Raw genomic sequence first — 17,916 nt, 5'->3', positions numbered from 1 at the left:
GGTTATTGGTAGGTAAGCGTCCCCTGAGCGAAGTCGAAGGGGATGCTGGCTAGGAGTGTTGGCCTAACTCCGAAGGAGACGCTTCGCTCAGCCAACGGTGTCGGTGGAACAGTTACTATTGGCAGTATTTGCAGCGAGTGTCTAAAAAATAAAGGCTGCATAGCTCCTTTAATCTAAAAATGACATCTCGTAATCTGGTGGCTCCACCATAGAGGCAAAAATTGAGGCGCGCGTTGGGTCAAATCTCAATTGGTCTAATTCTTGATTATCATCAAGCCATGACTGAATTAGCTGAATTTCACTTGCAATATCCTCATCCATCTGATGATTCAACGGGGACGAGATTTGTGACATCGCCTCGTCTCTGGTCTGGCAGGCATTAGCTACCAGGGCATTCCATTGTGGATCTTCAATCGGCTCAATGTGCACCTGCTTGAACTGGCGATAAACCTGAATATACTCCTCAAGAAAGGGTCGATAAGGTTCCTTATGTCGCATGTCATTAAAGAAGTGCCGTTTGACGGTGTGCAGCCATGCCGGACGTTTGTCAGGTTCTTTGATGCTACATTGCAACAGATAGGCAAAGCTGACGATAAAGTTCTTGAACTGCCGATTTACTTTCCCAATTAATCTATCGACACCTGTCACCGCATACTCTCCCCTCAGGCGATACTTGAACGCATTGTTTGGGAAGGCATAGTAGAACATCAAGTCCTGTATCGATTTGCAATCTTGAGGTTTGTAATCAATACCAAGCAATCTCGCCACATCATCGTTGTAAAAGCCGTAGTAAACCAGATGGTCATGCCGACGAGGCTCGCTATCACCAAAATAATGCTTGTTATAGCTTGCGATGCGAGCATCTAAATTGCGATGGATGTGATAGTGAAAACCCGGTTGAGTAACAAGCTTGTGAATAAACAATCCCTGCATTTCTATAATATTCGCTAACCCCCCACTGTATGGTCGCGTATAGCCAAGCATGTAGATATTGTTCAGCGTCTTTGGGATCACTCCCATAAAGTTATCGCGATATTGATATTGATAGGGGTCTGCTCCGTCAACCATAATGGTGGGCAGCCTTGGTGCTTCCGTATCGCCCTTGATGTAATGATCGAAAGCTCTTTCAATCCCAGCGTAGGTAATCGTTTTCTTTTCAAAATCGATTGGGGTATCTTTGGGGACAACAATGGCTCGGCCCGTATGCAACCACATGCAAATGTCATTCAAAAAATAGCCCTTTGAAAATGCATCGGGCAAATTGTCGCTAAAATTGCGGCAATATTCATCAATGGGCCAGTATTTTATGGCAACGGCACCACTGGCTGGACGTGACTCGCTGGTGTTCCAACTATCGTCCCGTAGGCTGACTGGAAATTGATCGCCGATCAAAATAGGAATTCCAGTACCAGCGGTTGCACCGTAAACGATGTCAGCGTAATGACGATTGGAGAAGTAGCGAAAATTTTGAAACTCCAGCTGATCTAAGGTGTGGGTCGTTTCAAACGCTGGCACGACCTTATCCCGTGGGTGAAACCCATTCGTGCGAATGATCACCTTCGCATCATGGGGAATTAAATGGGAAATCATCAGGTTGGCAGAATCTCCCATTGTGTCAAACACAAACGTCTTATTTGGCGCGTTGTAATCGGTGGTGGTGAGGTGTGAAAAGATGGCTCGACTAAACCCAGTTGCGAAGACCACATGCCGTGCGTTAATCGTAGTGCCACTCTGGGTATATACAACGCTGTGATCGGCAAAGTTATCGACCCTGGTCACAATGTCTCGGATAACTCTTTCTCCGTAGTGCTTCTGCCACTTCTGATGCATTTCATAATACTGAGTAGCACAAGGGTAATGATCCCTTTGGAATTCATCTACGAGGTCAAACGAGTAAAAGCTTGTTAAGTAACTGGAAACTAGATCAAAGTCTAATCTTCCACTCTTATTAAGACGGTCCCAGACGCTGTTGCCATCGGCCGAGATTATCCTAAAGTCTATACCTGTGGAGATCAGTTCGCGGATCAATGGAATCGCACTGAAGCCAAAGCCTACAACCACTACATCGGCCATAATTCATGCTCCTGATAATCCGGATTTTTGGTGAGATGTAACACGTTCAGGTGTTTAGATTCAAGATATATCCTTAGATTGTAATCTCGACAACCGTCAGGCCTGCCATTCCATGAACATCTTTGTTTACAGGGAATTATACAGTTTTTAGATTTGGTAGTAATAAGAAAATATGAGACTTACTCACCTGAAGAAAGATACTTTCAGTCAGCTGCAAGGTGTGCCTAAATGTCAGAGATTATTATGATTAAAAATTGTTATTCTTAGCCATTCACTGTATCGTGGTACCTGTTATAGGCCATAAAGTATTAAAGAAATAGAAGAAGACAACGCAGGATTCCTTCTCAAAAGTGTTATTTCTTACTTGATCTCAATGACTTGCCAGGTTATTGTGGCGAACTTGTTCGAATCGGTTATCAACTTAGTGCATCTGTCAGCTCGCTAGAGATATCGTGAACATTACCCAGTCAAAACCGGTCTCCGGGACTATATTGAAATACTTGGAATCTGTTAACACTGCCGTTAACAAGATTACGGATCCAGCAACTGGTGAAGCCGTTCAAATTCCGAACTATGAGGTCCTTCAAAGGGCTGCTCGTGGATTGGATGAATCTTCATATCCATCGCAAACAGCGCTAATTATTCAACGACTTCTCGGCAGAGGTGCCAGCTTTGATATGGAGACAGCTGGGCCTGAGCAGCCCCTCAGTTTTCCGAAGGATCACCATTTACATCCAAAAATGGGGCCCGAGTGGCATTATTTGAGCTGTGATCTGAATACCAAAGGCCCAAATGGTGAATCGCAGCGCATTGGTGTAATGATTTGGCTGCAAAAGAATCGCATTGTCGGTACTACGGCTCAAACGGAGGCGAATTGGAGCGATGAGGAATCCCTTATTTGCGCCTCTAAGGTGACTGTGGTTATGAAAACAGACAATGGCAAGGGACGACTCATTCGGCGAAATCGAAACCTTCAGTGGCCTCTTAAAGGCGGGCATATAGCTTACAGCAAACCTGGTGAGAATTTTCGCTTTGTGTGTGGTCCAGATTCTTTCTCCGGCTCGAAGAATGTTCTGCCGCTGCGAGCGCAGGTCAACGATGGAGACCGTATGCGTTTGGACCTGGTGGCAGACTGTCAGGATGCGCTTACCCCTGAGACCGCTTTTTTCCTTCGCGGTGTTAATGGTTGCGGATTCACCGAATTACCCGCTCCTGGCTTTGAGTATGGTTGGCCCCAGATCAAGGTGTCTGGTACGGTCATGGTGGAGGGCAAAACGTATCAGGTAGAGTCTGGCTTAGGTTGGATTGATCATCAAAACCTGAATGGCAGTTTGGAAAATCCGCCTCAGCAAACTCCTGGTTATGACAGTATCCCCTTTGTTGACGATGGCCAGCCTTTTCTCGGTTGGTGTTGGATGTATTTGAACCTGGCCAACAAAGATACTCTAATGACCATCGGTTTAAATGTTGGACCAAATCCGATAGGCCTCTCGCCGCAACTACCTATAATCTCCACATCTAGCTACTATACATCGATCAAAGAGGGTAAGTTAGACGTAACCATTCTTAGTAACCCTGAGAAACCTCCACTCGTCGGAGAGATGAAAATCACGAATTTTCAAGTATTGCCAACGATTACGAATGCGTCCGGCCCCTATCCCCCAAATGCGCTCATCCCTAATGGTTGGACCCTAACTAATGTTAAGGATCATTCCTGGGCTCATGCCCTGGCAGGTAATGTGACGGCATGGTCAGATGACGCTACATTTAATGCAGAGGATTGGAGCCTTGCCAGTGAGATGCCTGTAGATTTTACAGATACCAGTGGCCAATTTGCCAACGGCACGGGCTATGCTGAGGTTATTGGCTATGAAAACTCGTTTAGTTTCCAGCAGCGCGCCTTGGTTTTCCTTGAGACTGGAGTTTTACCTGGCGCGATTCCCGAAGTGAGTCTAGCCGCGACGAAGCCAATTTTGGTAAAGCTCGGGAAAAAGCCTCGCTCACATATTACCCAACTAAGGGAAAACTTTGATGGCCCCATCATGGATAAAATCTCAGATATATTGAAGGGGTTGGAAGCAGAGGGAAAAGTCGAAGACGATACTCAAATCGTCATCGCAATGGTGAAGTAGGGGGCGGATGCCCCATGGCACAATCAGTTTTCAACGATAGGTGATACCACCTTAGATAACGGTCAACTTAAACACACTAGTCAAATAGGAAGTAATTATCATGTCTGACCAGAAAAATAATGATGTTGAAGTAATTGATGCATCCGATAACGACGATGATAAGCCTGCCACCGATAAGCTTCTCGGTGGCCTGACGGACGAGATCAAAGTCTTTTCTAAAGCTGCTGCTGTTTATTTCGAGAAATTAAGCGAGCTGCATGAAGAATCGGAGAGTAATAAGAAGCACAGCTCTCTCGTGGATATTTTGACTAATAACCACAAAGCCCAAAAGGCTGCTTGGAAGCATGTAGTTGAGAATTCTGAGGCCCACAAAGAGAATGAAAGACAGGCCAAGAGATTCATGCCGAAATCAGCTATTGATAGTCTTCATGACTGGCTTGACGATTAGATGAATCGAGAGTTGCCATATCGATTGAAATCGGCTCTGCAATGAGATCATTGACTAACAATCTTGCAAAGATTTGGGTAGTCGATGTCTCTCAGCTTAGTGGAGTCGATATTCTGCGCTGCGAAGCTGCACTCGTGCCAGCAGAAATTGAGCAAATGCGACGGTTCCAGTTCGATCTGGATCGGGATGCTTATCGTGCGGCCCATGGCCTTGCCCGACATGCTCTCTCATCATTTGAACTGGACGTGGCACCGCAGAATTGGGTTTTCAAATCCACCCCCTACGGTCGACCGGAAATTGCTACAGGGTATGGCTTTCCACCCTTGCGCTTCAATATTTCACATACACGTGGCATGGTGGCTGTTATCGTAGCGCGCGAGTTAGATTGTGGTGTGGATGTGGAGTCAGTCGAGCGCTTTAATTGTTTGGAACACTTGGCTGCAAATGTGCTTGCCCCTGCCGAGTTGGCTAGCTTGTTGACGGTGCCAGACTCTGAGCGACCTCTGCTTTTTAGTCGGTATTGGACACTCAAAGAGGCCTATTCAAAAGCCCTCGGACTTGGTCTGTCAATGCCATTTGAACGCATTGCATTTGAACTACGAGAAGGAGGTCCTCGACTGCTTAACCAAGCTGGTGACTGGTTTTTTGAGCAATGGTTACCCTCACCAAATTACATTGTGACGACAGCCCTTCGCAGTAGCCAACCGATACGTCTGGTTCGTCACTGGGGCTTTCCAGCCGTATCAACCCTATAGCAGTCTGATGGGGGCTCGCTGGTTTTAGTCATCAGTTGTCCAAGCTCATTAAGGCTTGCTTTGAGCCATGGTGTTGCTTCCCTGTGCCACGGCCAGTGCCGTTGTCTTAAATCGGTGCTTCAATAGGGCAGCATCCTCTCCACTGAATTGTTTCTCGTTGTAACTCAGGTGAATATTTAGTAAGTCTTTGAACAGGACAGCGCTGAAAAGAGCAGTGCCAAGGATCGACGGAGCTACGTAACCACGGGCATTGGTGACCGTAAAATTGCCAGTCTTAGTCGACATTCTTGTTAGATTTAGGAACGTCAAGCTGGTGGAACTGTACTTAGCCATGCTGACAATGAACCGAGCCGCTCGATCAACACCTTTGCTTCCTTTTGGGAAAAATAGTTTCCAGTCCATGATGGCCGCAACCGTTGGCATCACAAACAACCGGGGAGAATCTTTCTTCATGGCGGATTTGATTTCGCGTCTAATATCCTTGGCCATCTCGGGGATATTTTTTTTATCCGTTAGTTTGCGAACCACATCCACGGTAGAGGAGAATAATCCAAAATCATTTTTGGGAATGGACAGGAAAGGACGGAGATTGATGGGCATGGGCATGGTAATCACCCGCTCGGTTGTATCTTTTTGCTTTGGGCTCTCGGCCAGGAGCGGGTGAATGACATCCATGGTGATGGCGATGAGCAGCGCGTAAAGGGTGACCTGTTCTTGCTTGGCATATGCAATTAGGGATGCTGTTTCAGCAGCATTAAACGTGAAGGTCTCGACGATGGGCCGTCGCTCAGCAAACGGCACATCTGCGTCGTTGCGCAACGGTGCTGGCATGTCGCCCAGCTGATTGAGTTGCCCCATTACCTTGGATTGACAGCTTACCAGTTGCAACAGACCTTTAATTCCCTTGAAACGGGAGGCCATGCCATCTTCCAGCATCGGCGGGAAGGGAAGCGGTTCCGGTGATGGTAAGCTTTCACCGGAGGAGACTGTGCCAAGTAAATTGACAATGTCCACCAACAGGTTTGCATGGGAAAAGCCGTCGCCGATTAAATGCTGAAAGGTTACGAATACGGAGCAGTAATCCTCGGAAAATCTTACGAGTTTTACCCGGATCATTAACTCATGATAGCCGTCAAATGGTCGGCGCAATTCTTCGGTGGCAATCCGATCTCGATTCTCCTCGGTGCTTGAACACATTTCGATGGGGATTACCGGTGCTTCTGCTGGCTCATAACAGGCAAAGTATAGTTTCTGATGTTCCTGGCGTAGGATGCTGCGAAGCATCGGATACCGTATTTGGCACCAACGAAGCACCTGCGCTAAAGCATCCTCAGTCACATTGCCATGAATATCCACAGCCGCACCTATGTTAAATGGGCTCGCTTGGTCAAAGATCCAGGCGGAGTATTCCATTTTGCCGAGCGGTCGGGCAATGGTTGGTCTGTTATCAGGGGATGTAGGCGCTTGAGTATTCAGCTTGCGTTTAAATAAGGTGAGCAGATCATTCATGGGTCAGGTGATGTTATTTGCCGAATAAAGACCGAATGTTATCTCTTACTTCTTGCTGATGGAAGGTGATGCCATGCATGGTTACTTCTTGTTCAATGAACCGGGGTAAATCCTTCCGCAATTGCTGCACAAGATGATCCTTCAGGGTGATCAGGGAAACACGCGGTATCCGAGCTAGGTCCCGAGCTACGTCCAATGCCTGCTTCATGACCTCGGTTCTTGGATAAACAGGAAAAACAGCGCCTCGCTCTTTTAATTCTGCCCCCCGGTAGCGACGGGCTTGAAGCAACATTTCTGGCCCCAGGACTGGTCCTAACTTATGGGGAACGATCATAGTGGCCCCCATGCCTGGCGTGAATCCGTACTTCATAAAATTGGTTGTGTAAATACTCTCCCTGCTTAAGATCACAAAGTCGGCAAATAAACCCATCACAAATCCGCCGCCAATGCCATGCCCCTGCATAGCTGAAATTACCGGGATCCGGCAATCGAGGGCGAGGCCATAAATGTTGTTGTCTGAAAATTTTCCATTCCCTTCCTGGAGGGTCAGTAAATCCTCTTGTGTGCCACCGCTGGCAAAATAACTGTCAAAGCCAGTCAGGATAACGGCCTTAAATGTGTTGTTGGTTGCGATGCTTTGGAAAGCAAGAATCAGTTCACGGCTCATTTGATGGGTGAAGGTATTCTTGTGCACGCGATCGCACATGGTCACCTGGACAATATAGGGTTCCACCTCCTTAACATTGACCACTGATTCCGATACCGTGCTCATTCCTCCCATGGGAATACCCCTGTTGTAACATAGCGGGCAATTTTATCAAGATTGTCCATGTCGGTGAAAACCTCTAGATTGGCCGCCAAAGCCTGGGGTCGTGCCTGGGCGAGCGAGCCATCGAGATCGCCCATGTAACGCTTATAACGGGTGATGCCCTTTTTAGAAAGCCGTCTCAGGCGAAGCAGATGCTTACGCAGCAGGTTCTCGCTGTTGGCATCATAAGCGTCCACTAACCCCCAAGCCTCAGCTTTTTGAACGGAGATGGGTTGGGTCATCAGGGTCAGGTAATGAGCCTTTTGAAAGCCAATGCGACGGTTTAGAAACGGCAGCACACAGGCAGGCATGAGTCCGAACAACAGTTCGGACAAGCTGAATATGGCGGTTTCATTGGCCAGAACAATGTCGCAGGCCGCAACAAATCCCATACCGCCTGCGTTGGCTTTTCCCCGAACATGGGCCACGCTGACATAAGGCCCAGTGGCCAGATCTAACCAGACATTGTACAGAGGTTCAGGATCCTGCCCCTTTGCTTCACCACCCGCTAGACTACGCTCGATCGCCTGGAAATCTGCCCCAAAACAAAACACTTCAGGCAATCCCTCAATTACCAGAACGGTAATTGTGTCTCGATACCTCCGAAGCACGTCTTGGAATTCTGCTATCAGTAGATCGTTGATAGTATTATTGGCTTCTGGACGGTTAATCTGCAGCATGCAAATTGGGCCGTCAAACCTGATGCGTATGGTATCGTATTGCTCCATTACGATACCCACTCATATTCACGATGATATTCTTGAATCGCTTTGAGAAACAACAGTGGTTTCCCATTCCTTGCTGATCTTGCTGCAGGCATAAAGTTGGGGTCTAATGTCGCGTTGCGGGTGCCAAAACGAACCGCGTGATTACCCAACAGCATCTTGTCGTATTCCTCCATGGATAGCTCGTAACGCCGATTCAATTGCGCCTCAATCCCCATGCGACGAAGACGTTGCTGTCCCTCACTGGTCACTACTCCACTAAAAAATTCAGAGCAACAGCCAGACCCATAGGAAAAACATCCGATCCGTTGCGGTGAATCAAAACTCGCGCAATCGATAGTGCTGGCCAGGGACAATGCCATTGTTCCCCCCATAATGTTGCCGACCCGTTGACAATAGGTGAGACCCGGTGCAACCCGACGGCTGAAATCTTCCTCAATCTGCGGTAGCTTAGCCTTGGCCATCTTGCGCATCATGTTGCGGTGAGCCCCTTTGACCATGCCACCAAACGGGGTGTGAAACGAGAGATAGCCAAAGGAGCTGGTATAGTCGACATCTTTGACGCGTTTTTGGTATTCCAGATAGGCCTTCTCACAACACTCTAGATAGGACAATAGCGATAGGTCCGCATCACCCGCTTCGCTGTCGGGAACCGGACGACAGGTGTCCATGACCTCAAACCCGTAATAGCCATTGGCACCGATATCGACCTGGAAAATATAGGGCATTTCGCTGACTAGCATGGCAACTGAGCCAGCCCCGCTACTAGGCTCGGCAAATGACCAGTCGTGCGTCAGCTCTTGACCACCCTCCGCGACCAGAAAACGGGTGATATCTGTTGCCACTACCAAGGCTTTTGCCCCGGGCGATGTTTGAGAAAGAATTGTATTGACTGCCATTTGCAGACCAGCAACCCCGGAATAACAGGCATTTTTGAGTTCAAACAGGCGACAGTTTCGATTGAGTTCAAGATAATGGTGTATGTAGGTACTGATCGATTTACCAAAATCGATCCCCGACTCCGTACACGTGATGAGCAGTTCGATGCGATCTTTTTCAGCCGGACTCAACGCGTCCACAATCGGTTTAGCTGCATTTACTCCGAAACTGATCGGATCCTCGTAAGGCAAGCTTACGGTCTTTTCCTTCATCAGAAGGTTCTCAAAACGATCAACATCCAGTTTGCGATGCACAGCCAATTTACTTACATCCAAGTAGGCCGTACCTCCGAAAACATTCATTGCTTCAATGCCAACGTGTTCCACAGTGTCTCCTTGGATAGCATCGTATGGAGCCATATTTCGAGTCGACATGGAATTCGACATCAATGGCTCGTTAAACAAGAATATCTATGTAGTATCAAGATATCTGTGTAGAGTATCACCTTAATTTGACTTTATCCATCAAGTCGCATGGTGTGAAGTAATTCTCAGTGGTTTTATTGTAGGCTTACAATTTTCTTCAGGTCTTAACCTGTTTATACAGGTTAACAAATTCCGCAGTGCCTATCAGTGGCACATACTCGACATCCTCTTTTAGGAGAGTCTCATATTCCTCATTAATAAACTCCCTCCTGCCTAGACTCAATTTATCCGTTACAAAGACAGCGTCAAAGCATTACAGTTGATTCCCAAAACCTAAAGATTAATCAACTTTCTGCTTATTGTTCAAAGGGTTATGAGGGTGGGTAAATCAGTTACCTTGTACTAGTCGGTGAGATAACTGCTATATAAGAAATCCCACAAGTGCTAAGACCCATGGGGGCTTCGATTTAGATATAAAGGGTTAAGAAATATAGTGCTCTTTCTACTCAGATGTAGGGGTTGAAAGACGTTATGCACTCACTTGCGTTGTCTGTGAATTCACAGTAAGCTAGCCATGGGTCATGTCATTCTCTTTATCCGATATGCTTATGGTCTGCTTATACAACCATCAAGGTTGCTTGGTTTGTGTCGGCGATCACTGCGGTGTAAGCGGATTAGGGATTGAGTCAGGGATTAACGGTGTATTCCTGTGTTAGCCCCGGATGTTGTAGCGATGGATTGAGTGCAGGTTTAAAATACAACAACACCCAGAACACTCAGCTGAGGAACTCTTCTAAAATAAACAAGACTTTTTAGAGGTATTTAATGTCAGGCGAACTGACTATAAACAGGGCTCTCTAGTGCAAGTAAGAAGAAATATCAGTGATGTGCTTGGGTGTTGTCTTTGAGCCTTCTGATGATTCTATCGAAATATCTATCGTTAGACCTCCCTGTGTTGTGGCTATGAGCTTTTCAACTCATGTGTACAGCATATTCCTGTAGTGCTTCAAAATCTCTTCTCTGATACAAACGTTAACGTTGTTATTTTTCACTGTTATCCTTGCTAATCAGTGGCTTAAGTCTATGGATTGCTGTGGTTGAGGACGCAGCTAGTGGTAATGTCATCCGTACCAACTAGACTTCTGGCGTCTCACCAGTAAAGTGGCACATCTTCTAAGGATGGTATCCTCTTTGATCGCTATAACTTGAAAGGTGTTACTAATGAATGCGACATCGACAATGCTGCCCTCCATCACCAACGCCATTGACAAACAGGTCTTGTCCTCTGAGTTGACTGTAGACAAGCTGATTCGGACCCATAAAGGGTTAGAGATCTATCTGGTAACGGCGGATGATGCGCCTCGGGTGATGACCGAAATTGGCCGGATTCGAGAAGTCGAATTTCGCCGGGAGGGAGGTGGCAGTGGAAAACCGAAAGATATCGATTGCTTTGATTATGGACCGGTTCCCTATCGTCAGCTCGTGGTATGGGATCCCGTTGCTCAAGAAATTGTCTCCATGCATCGTTACATTCTCTGCCGTGATGCTCTGCATGTGGACGGTAGGCTGGATCTGGCCACAGCTAAACTGTTTGATTTTTCCCAACGGTTTCGAGAGCAATATTTGCCTAAGACCATTGAACTAGGGCGCTCAGTTGTTAATCGTAGTGCCCAACGACGCAGACTAGGACTATTTGCAGTCTGGTGTGGGTTGGGTGCTTTGATACGAGAGTATCCTGACATGGACTATTTTTTTGGCAAAGTGACTATTGCATCACCCCATTATTACTCTGTCCAAGCGCTATTATTGCCGTTTATGCAACGTTACGGGATGACTCAAGACAGGTTGGTTGTCCCTAAGATCCATTGTCGAATTCATGACCCGGCTACCCTTAATAGTTCATTTCCCCATTTTTCATGGGCAGAGGGCTCTGATAAAACTGCCCTCAATTCTCTTAGGGTTCAACTTAAGAAAACAGGACAGTCAATGCCATCATTGCTCAATAGTTATCTAAAGACAAGCGATCAGCTTCGTTACTTTGGCAGTGTTTGTAATCTTGAGTTTGGCAATGTGATCGAAGCCGCTATTTTAATTCCCATCAACTCAATTAAGGAAAAATCCCATCGGCGATTTATTGATTCATACGTCAGCATCAATTCTCAACGATTTCGGATTCTGGATCGACAAAGTAGGGAAAAAGGGCTTGCTAGAGATATTGCTGGCTTACAAGATTTTATTCACACAACTATGACTAAAAGCAATAAACCCCATCCTATGTACGTTTCCATAGGCTAGAGTTAAGCTCTCCGACATCAGCTCCATTGTTTCTTTCAGTCTTGTTATTACTAGCATTCTTCCTATCTCGGAAAGATTATGGTAATAGAATCCTAACCGTTACACAGTTGGCGAGCGTTCTCATCCATCTCCACATTGTTGTGCAAGTAAAACCTTGCCCAATCACAACCATGTTTCATCAGGTTCTCTAGCTCGAACTGTAATTTCCAGAGAATGACTTTTCCATCTGCACTGGCAGAAACAATTTGTGAGTGTTCTGGATGAAATGCAACATTAAATACCCAGTCATTGTGACCTGCCAAGGTTAATAGTAACTTGCCATCCAGATGCCACAGTTTAATTGTTTTGTCGCCACTGGCGGAGGCAAGTAACGTGCCATCGGAGTTAAAGCTGATGCCATACACCCAGGCACCGTGACCGGTTAATGTATGTGATAATTCTCCCTCTAAACTCCACAGGCGAATAGCTTTGTCGTAGCCTGCCACTGCCAGGGTTTGGCCATCGGGACTAAACTCTATCGCTCTATTCCAGGCACGGTCTTCTTCATCTAAGGTAAGCACACGAGCAGGCTCATTAGCGAAGCTACCATCCATGTGTCGTTGCCGTAGGTGAACATGGGTATCTCGTCCTGTGGAAGCTAACCATTGGCCATCGGGGCTAAAGGTGACGTCATAAACCCGATCGCTATGACCAGAAAGAGTTTGTAGCAGATTACCAGTTTCCAGATCCCAAAGCTTAATGGTGGTGTCGCGACTAGCCGTGGCCAAGGTTTTACCATCGGGGCTAAAGCTAGAGGCATAGACGCGTCCTTGATGACCAGACAATGTGTGTGCCGGTTGATTAGCACCCACCTGCCAAACTTTTGCTGTTTGATCGTAACTGCTGGAAACCAGGGTTTGGCCATCGGGACTAAAGGTCACCGAATGCACGATATTGTTATGACCTTTTAAAGTTTGCAGCAGGGTACCGTTAGAGTGCCAGATCTTAATATCGTTTTTCCCCTCAGCTACGGCCATTAAGGTCCCATCGGGGCTAAAGCTGACATCCCGCATCGGTTCTTTGTGTTCATCCAGGACTGTTACCAGGTCTTCCTGAGTGTGCCAAATGCGAATGGTGTTGTCTGCACTGGCTGAGGCTAGTTGATGATTTGGACTAAAGGTGACTGTCTGTACTTCATTTTCGTGGCCCTGTAGTGTTTTTAATAACTGGCCAGTCAAACTCCATAGTTTAATAGTGCGATCGCGACTGCCCGATGCCAGCCGTTCACCATCATGGCTAAAGGCTACACTATCCACTGAGGCCGTATGCCCCTTGAGTTCTTGCCGGGCAGTCCCATCAGAATTCCAGAGTCGAATAGTGCGATCGCGACTGCTAGAGGCAATGGTTGCCCCATCGGGGCTAAAGACAATACTGGAGATTGCCTGGCGGTGACCGGACAACAGTTTTGCTGGTTGGTTATCCTCGACGGACCACAACTTAATCGTGCCATCTCCGCCGCCAGAAGCCAGGGTTTGACCATCAGGGCTAAAAACCAGTGTCAGCACTGGACTGCCCCCATGGTGCGCTGTGAGCGTCTGGCGCAGAGTACCATCCCGATTCCAAATACGGATATCGCCATCATCACTAGCGGAACCAAGCAGCTGGCCGTTGGGACTAAACTCAACGGCCCGGACAGTCTTGCGGTGGCCGCTGAGAGTTTTGAGCAGGGTCCCCTCGATATCCCAGAGCTTCACAGTGCGATCACCACTGGCAGAGGCTAGGGTTTGACCGTCAGGGCTAAACGCAACGCTATAAATTGCTTCATTATGGCCCTTAAACACCCGTAAAAGTTTGCCATCCCAGCGCCAAAGCCGTAGGGTATGATCCCAGGAGACTGAGGCCAAATGTTTACCATCGGGGCTGTAGCTAATATCGGAGACCAGGTTGGCATGGCCTGAAAACCGATTGGCTTCATGGATACCATAGAGCACCGAGCCCAATGCCCGAATGACGGGAATAGTCTGTTGGTCAGTGGGATTGATCATTGTTTCTAACTCTCTTCCAGCTTGCAGAGCTGCTTGCAGGGCCTCCAGCTGGTGATGGGAGACAAATAGTGCTTCTGAGGTATGGCTGATGGCCTCTACTTCATTGGCTTTAGCCTGTTGCTCACTGGTCTTAGCCTGTTGTTCACTCACGCGAGCCCAACCAAACAACATCAAGGCGACCACGCCTAACCCAGTGGCGACGATTAAGGCAACACTCAGCACTCCAACAAACCACCGTTGCCGTTTGGCATACTTTTTCTGTTCAGCGAGCCGGGTTTCTGCTTCTTGGGTACGCTCTTTTTGTAGCTGAAGTAGGTGGATCTGGCGCTGCTGTTCAGCAGCCTCTTCAGACATCTGGGCGGCACGGCTAGCATGGATAAATGCTTGTTGTAATGATGTGGCAGGAGGCTGTTTTTTGCCAATTTCGGCTTCCTGTAGCCAGGCTTCAGCAATCACTAATTCACTGCCTCGTAACAACAGATCGGCACTGCGATCTTTCTGTTCCCACTCAATGGCCAGTTGACACCACTTTGTATGGCTTTGCACGTGGTTGCGGTCGGTATCCAGGGTACGTACTAGTTGGCTAAAACTAGTTAAAAAGTCGTGGGTTTGGGGTGAAAAATCAATCCAATGTATTTTAGCTAACTCAGGAGGCAACTGTTGGGTATCGACAGACTGATACAATAGAGGAATAAAGCGCTTATTTAGGCTGGCTGCATAGGCGACCTCATCAGCACAGTAGGGAGAGTTTACGGCCTGTGGAGAAATCACAAACAAGAAATTATCCGTTGAGGCAATGCCTCGATAAATCTCCTGCTGAAAGTCTACCCCAAAGCTAATACTTTCTTGATCAAACCAGGTGGTTTTACCCTGAATTTGAAGGGTATCATTGAGACGACGAGCAAATTCTGAATCGCTACGGGAATAGGAGATAAAAACGTCTAGTGACTGGGCCGGAGGCTGGCGTAAGCTTTCTTTAATAAAGGTGGTCTGTAATTTTGTAGGCCCTTGTTGGGGACGGTCTTGAGCGACTTTTAGCCAGGTTTCAGCATGGCGTAAATTGTAGCCCCTTAACAAAATGCTGGGATTGCGATGCTGGCGTTTCCACTTTAGAGCTTTTGCTAGTAGTTGTTTATGCTCGCTGTGGTAATCGGCCCCATGGCGCAAAATTCGTAATAGCTTGGCAATATCATCTTCATACTGTTCGAGGCTGGTGTTGTCTGAAAAGTTAATAAACTGAAGGGAGCGTTGGCGGGGAGGAAGCCGCTGCATATCCAACGGTTTAACCAGCAGGGGAATAATCCGTTTGTTTAATAACTGGGCATAGGCAATCTCTCGCTGACAATAGGTGGACCCTAAGGCTGCGGGGGAAAGAATATAAATTATATTGTCTGTTTCTTCAATGCCGACTTTGAGGGCTCGTTTAAAGTCTGTGCCAGTGAGAATATCGGTTTTGTTGGTCCAAACAGTAATGTTCTCCCGCATTAAACGCTGACGCAGTTGTTCCCGAAAAGAAATGTCTTCTTCGGCATGGGCTAAAAACACCTGAGTCATCAGATTATGGGCGTTTTTAGTGCTCTCAGTAATAAACTCACAATGTAAATTTGTTGGTAGGCAAGGAGGCTGCTCATCTTTAAATGGTTGAGTGAGCCAGGCTTCTGCGGTTTGCCGTTCTTTTCCAATTAGCAAATAGCCAGATTGCTTTTGATGATATTCCCAATAAAGCGCTTGCTTTAACAGGATGGTGTGGCGGCGTACATATTTTTTCTGTTTTTGTAAGATCGCTAACAGTCCTTGAAAGGACTGGTCAAGATCATCAATGCCTTCGCGATAGTAAATCCAGTTGATTTTTTCGATCGCAGCATGCATATTTAAAAAACTAGAATGTTTCCCAGCAGCCTTATAGCCTTCCCAATCTGCATCTGCACCTTGGGGGTTGCGCTGTTGCCAAATTTCTCGGCTAATTTCTTCGACGTGTAAGATCGGAATAATCCGTTTCCCTCGCGATATGGCCCGCTCAATTTCTAAGCCACAATAGGATGAATTAACAGAATGAGGTGAAATGATAAAGAGAAAATTGTCAGCCCGGTCAATACCGGTGTCAATCTGTTTTTGATAGTCTACGCCTAGAGGAATATCCTCAAAGTCAAACCAAACATCTAATCCTTGATCGACCAGCTGGTCATTTAGCTTTGTAGCGAAGGCTTTGCTATCTGCCCGACCATAGGAAATAAAAGCATCTTGGTAATGAGTCATAATACAAGATGTATTGGTGTTAGACGTATTTAAACTATATCGTTTCAATAGAGCTGCAATCTATACTTCTTTAACGGCGTGCTCTAAAAGGCTGAAGGAAATACCACCAGAGTGCTAGATTGCCCACAAAACCGTCCCAGGCTAGGACTATGGATGGGTAGATGGGTGCATGGGACGTGGTGGTTATTTAGCTGCAAGTGCCTGAGGGCCGTAACGCTTGGTTGTAAATGGGGAGGTACTAGGGGCTGTCGGCGTGTTCATTGCACCATACTATTTGTCCTCACAATATCCCCAAACTTTCTCTGTATCTTAAAAGGTGTTCGATATTAAACAATCAGGGAGGGGGGTAGCCAGTGTTCATCTAGAAAACTCGCTTGGAGCATGTAGGGATGCTTTTATGGCGTTATCTGAACCAATCGCTGTTTGATACAAGCAGCAAGATAATTCTTCTAGAGCCATAGCAGTTTTGCCTAACCATAGAGTTTAGTCTTTAGAAGACTGTTGGGAATTGCAATATTCCTACAAAGAAAAGCATTGCTAGATCAATTTATCTGCATTAAGGGAGCTTTATTATGAGCGCATTACAAAGAATGGTAAGCACGGTTGGTCAGTCTATTCAGCAATCTACAGTTTGGATATTTGATGCTGCTAAACGACTCTTCTCTCCCAGTGATGATAACTATCCTGAAACGGGGGTACAGCCCTTTGAAGGAGATATTTCAGAGACTAATCAGTAGGCCATAGCAGGTGGAACTGTGGTTACAATAAGGGGTCAGCAGCCCATCTGGAAAATGCAGGTGGGCTGCTGGCTCTGCATACCTAAGTAACGATTGGTAAGGGATGTCCTGTGGCCGTAGTGAACTATTTCTTGACGGGAGAAATGACGTCGTCCCCAACGTTGTTATGACTGATATTTCGAGCATTAAATCACGTCCAAGGTGTAACCGGCTGGGTCCTCTACGTGAACACCTGCCGGTTCTGGGTATGGATAAGGGAGGGCTCTCATACCCCCTCAAGCATGGGGAATAATGTGTGGGGGGACATCTAAGATGTCAGGGGTATGAGGGTGTGGCACAAGCCAGAGATTCTGGGGCGGCACCAGGGGGTGCGCCTCATCCGGGACAAAGATCGGGAGGTGGTTGCCCTGTTCAGCCGGTACCGTGTCCCCCCCAATACTGATGGGAGTGCCCACGACCGTCGCCTGGGCGAGGTTGAGGTTCTCCATAGAGGCCCCCGTGACATCCACATAGTAGAGCTGAGCCTGTGCAAAATTCCCATGGTCTAAGTTGGCGTTGACCAGACTGGCATTGGTCAAAAAGGCCCCCGTCAAATTGGCATGGGTCAAGCTGGCCCCGGTGAGGTCCGCGCCTTCGAGGTTACTCCAGGAGAGGTCCGCGCCTCGGAGGTCTGCGCCTCGGAGGTCCGCGCCAATCAAATGCGTTTGACTGAGGTCAGCCCCGACCAAATAACAGCGTTGACAGTGGTTGGTGATGAGCAGTTGTTGTACATTGTCGGCCACCCGTGCCTCCAAGCCTGACTCAATCGGTGCCTCTGCCCGACTGGGGGGAGCGCCCATCAAAAGGGCCA

At 47.3% G+C, this 17,916-nt stretch carries 11 protein-coding genes and 1 pseudogene; 5 read left to right on the top strand and 7 right to left on the bottom strand.

Going from position 1 to position 17,916, the window contains the following annotated elements:
- Positions 1-168 precede the first annotated feature (168 nt).
- The gene (locus DXZ20_RS19560) at positions 169-2,073 is read right to left on the bottom strand and encodes an NAD(P)/FAD-dependent oxidoreductase (RefSeq protein ID WP_163699976.1); all 1,905 of its coding nucleotides are present in this window, start codon (positions 2,071-2,073) and stop codon (positions 169-171) included.
- Between the two features lie 500 nt (positions 2,074-2,573).
- Between DXZ20_RS19560 and DXZ20_RS19555 the strand changes: the two genes are divergently transcribed.
- The 3 genes from DXZ20_RS19555 (at position 2,574) to DXZ20_RS19545 (ending at position 5,408) form a co-directional block, all read left to right on the top strand.
- Positions 2,574-4,205 (top strand): lipocalin-like domain-containing protein, encoded by a 1,632-nt coding sequence (locus DXZ20_RS19555; protein ID WP_163699974.1) that lies wholly within the window; start codon positions 2,574-2,576, stop codon positions 4,203-4,205.
- Between the two features lie 100 nt (positions 4,206-4,305).
- On the top strand, positions 4,306-4,653 hold the full coding sequence (locus tag DXZ20_RS19550; protein ID WP_163670421.1) for a hypothetical protein: 348 nt from the start codon (positions 4,306-4,308) through the stop codon (positions 4,651-4,653).
- 50 nt (positions 4,654-4,703) lie between these two features.
- Positions 4,704-5,408 carry a 4'-phosphopantetheinyl transferase family protein gene (locus DXZ20_RS19545; RefSeq protein ID WP_163699972.1) on the top strand — a complete coding sequence of 235 codons (705 nt, stop codon included), beginning with the start codon at positions 4,704-4,706 and terminating at the stop codon, positions 5,406-5,408.
- A 48-nt stretch (positions 5,409-5,456) separates the two neighbouring features.
- Here the strand turns inward: DXZ20_RS19545 and DXZ20_RS19540 are convergent, their stop codons facing one another.
- The 4 genes from DXZ20_RS19540 to DXZ20_RS19525 are packed head-to-tail and all read right to left on the bottom strand — an operon-like array spanning position 5,457 to position 9,715.
- A complete protein-coding gene (locus tag DXZ20_RS19540) occupies positions 5,457-6,917 on the bottom strand; it encodes a condensation domain-containing protein (RefSeq protein WP_163699970.1) in 1,461 nt (486 codons plus the stop codon).
- A gap of 13 nt (positions 6,918-6,930) precedes the next feature.
- Positions 6,931-7,698, bottom strand: a complete 768-nt coding sequence (locus tag DXZ20_RS19535; protein WP_163699968.1) for a polyketide synthase — start codon at positions 7,696-7,698, stop codon at positions 6,931-6,933.
- On the bottom strand, positions 7,686-8,453 hold the full coding sequence (locus tag DXZ20_RS19530) for an enoyl-CoA hydratase/isomerase (RefSeq protein ID WP_163699966.1): 768 nt from the start codon (positions 8,451-8,453) through the stop codon (positions 7,686-7,688). The genes DXZ20_RS19535 and DXZ20_RS19530 overlap by 13 nt, the downstream gene beginning before the upstream one ends.
- Positions 8,453-9,715 carry a hydroxymethylglutaryl-CoA synthase gene (locus DXZ20_RS19525; RefSeq protein ID WP_163671846.1) on the bottom strand — a complete coding sequence of 421 codons (1,263 nt, stop codon included), beginning with the start codon at positions 9,713-9,715 and terminating at the stop codon, positions 8,453-8,455. The genes DXZ20_RS19530 and DXZ20_RS19525 overlap by 1 nt, the downstream gene beginning before the upstream one ends.
- A gap of 1,260 nt (positions 9,716-10,975) precedes the next feature.
- Here DXZ20_RS19525 and DXZ20_RS19520 point away from each other — a divergent pair.
- On the top strand, positions 10,976-12,049 hold the full coding sequence (locus DXZ20_RS19520) for a GNAT family N-acetyltransferase (RefSeq protein ID WP_163699964.1): 1,074 nt from the start codon (positions 10,976-10,978) through the stop codon (positions 12,047-12,049).
- 92 nt (positions 12,050-12,141) lie between these two features.
- Here DXZ20_RS19520 and DXZ20_RS19515 read toward each other — a convergent pair whose 3' ends face one another.
- Positions 12,142-16,329 (bottom strand): TIR domain-containing protein, encoded by a 4,188-nt coding sequence (locus tag DXZ20_RS19515; protein WP_163699963.1) that lies wholly within the window; start codon positions 16,327-16,329, stop codon positions 12,142-12,144.
- A 572-nt stretch (positions 16,330-16,901) separates the two neighbouring features.
- On the opposite strand from DXZ20_RS19515, the gene DXZ20_RS19510 reads away from it, so the two are divergent.
- Positions 16,902-17,066: a hypothetical protein gene (locus tag DXZ20_RS19510; RefSeq protein WP_163670432.1), complete on the top strand. Its 165-nt coding sequence runs from the start codon at positions 16,902-16,904 to the stop codon at positions 17,064-17,066.
- Positions 17,067-17,494: 428 nt separating this feature from the next.
- Here DXZ20_RS19510 and DXZ20_RS19505 read toward each other — a convergent pair.
- A pseudogene (locus DXZ20_RS19505) lies at positions 17,495-17,905 on the bottom strand (pentapeptide repeat-containing protein); the annotation flags it as partial.
- Positions 17,906-17,916 lie beyond the last annotated feature (11 nt).

This window comes from Adonisia turfae CCMR0081 (assembly GCF_011009555.1).
Taxonomy (GTDB): Bacteria; Cyanobacteriota; Cyanobacteriia; order Phormidesmidales; family Phormidesmidaceae; genus Leptothoe; species Leptothoe turfae.
This window is presented reverse-complemented; position numbering and strand designations above follow the sequence as displayed.

Coding starts and splice junctions, on each gene's coding strand:
- DXZ20_RS19515 (WP_163699963.1), bottom strand. CDS start 16,329: ATGACTCATTACCAAGATGCTTTTATTTCCTATGGTCGGGCAGATAGC.
- DXZ20_RS19560 (WP_163699976.1), bottom strand. CDS start 2,073: ATGGCCGATGTAGTGGTTGTAGGCTTTGGCTTCAGTGCGATTCCATTG.
- DXZ20_RS19550 (WP_163670421.1), top strand. CDS start 4,306: ATGTCTGACCAGAAAAATAATGATGTTGAAGTAATTGATGCATCCGAT.
- DXZ20_RS19535 (WP_163699968.1), bottom strand. CDS start 7,698: ATGGGAGGAATGAGCACGGTATCGGAATCAGTGGTCAATGTTAAGGAG.
- DXZ20_RS19520 (WP_163699964.1), top strand. CDS start 10,976: ATGAATGCGACATCGACAATGCTGCCCTCCATCACCAACGCCATTGAC.
- DXZ20_RS19540 (WP_163699970.1), bottom strand. CDS start 6,917: ATGAATGATCTGCTCACCTTATTTAAACGCAAGCTGAATACTCAAGCG.
- DXZ20_RS19510 (WP_163670432.1), top strand. CDS start 16,902: ATGAGCGCATTACAAAGAATGGTAAGCACGGTTGGTCAGTCTATTCAG.
- DXZ20_RS19530 (WP_163699966.1), bottom strand. CDS start 8,453: ATGGAGCAATACGATACCATACGCATCAGGTTTGACGGCCCAATTTGC.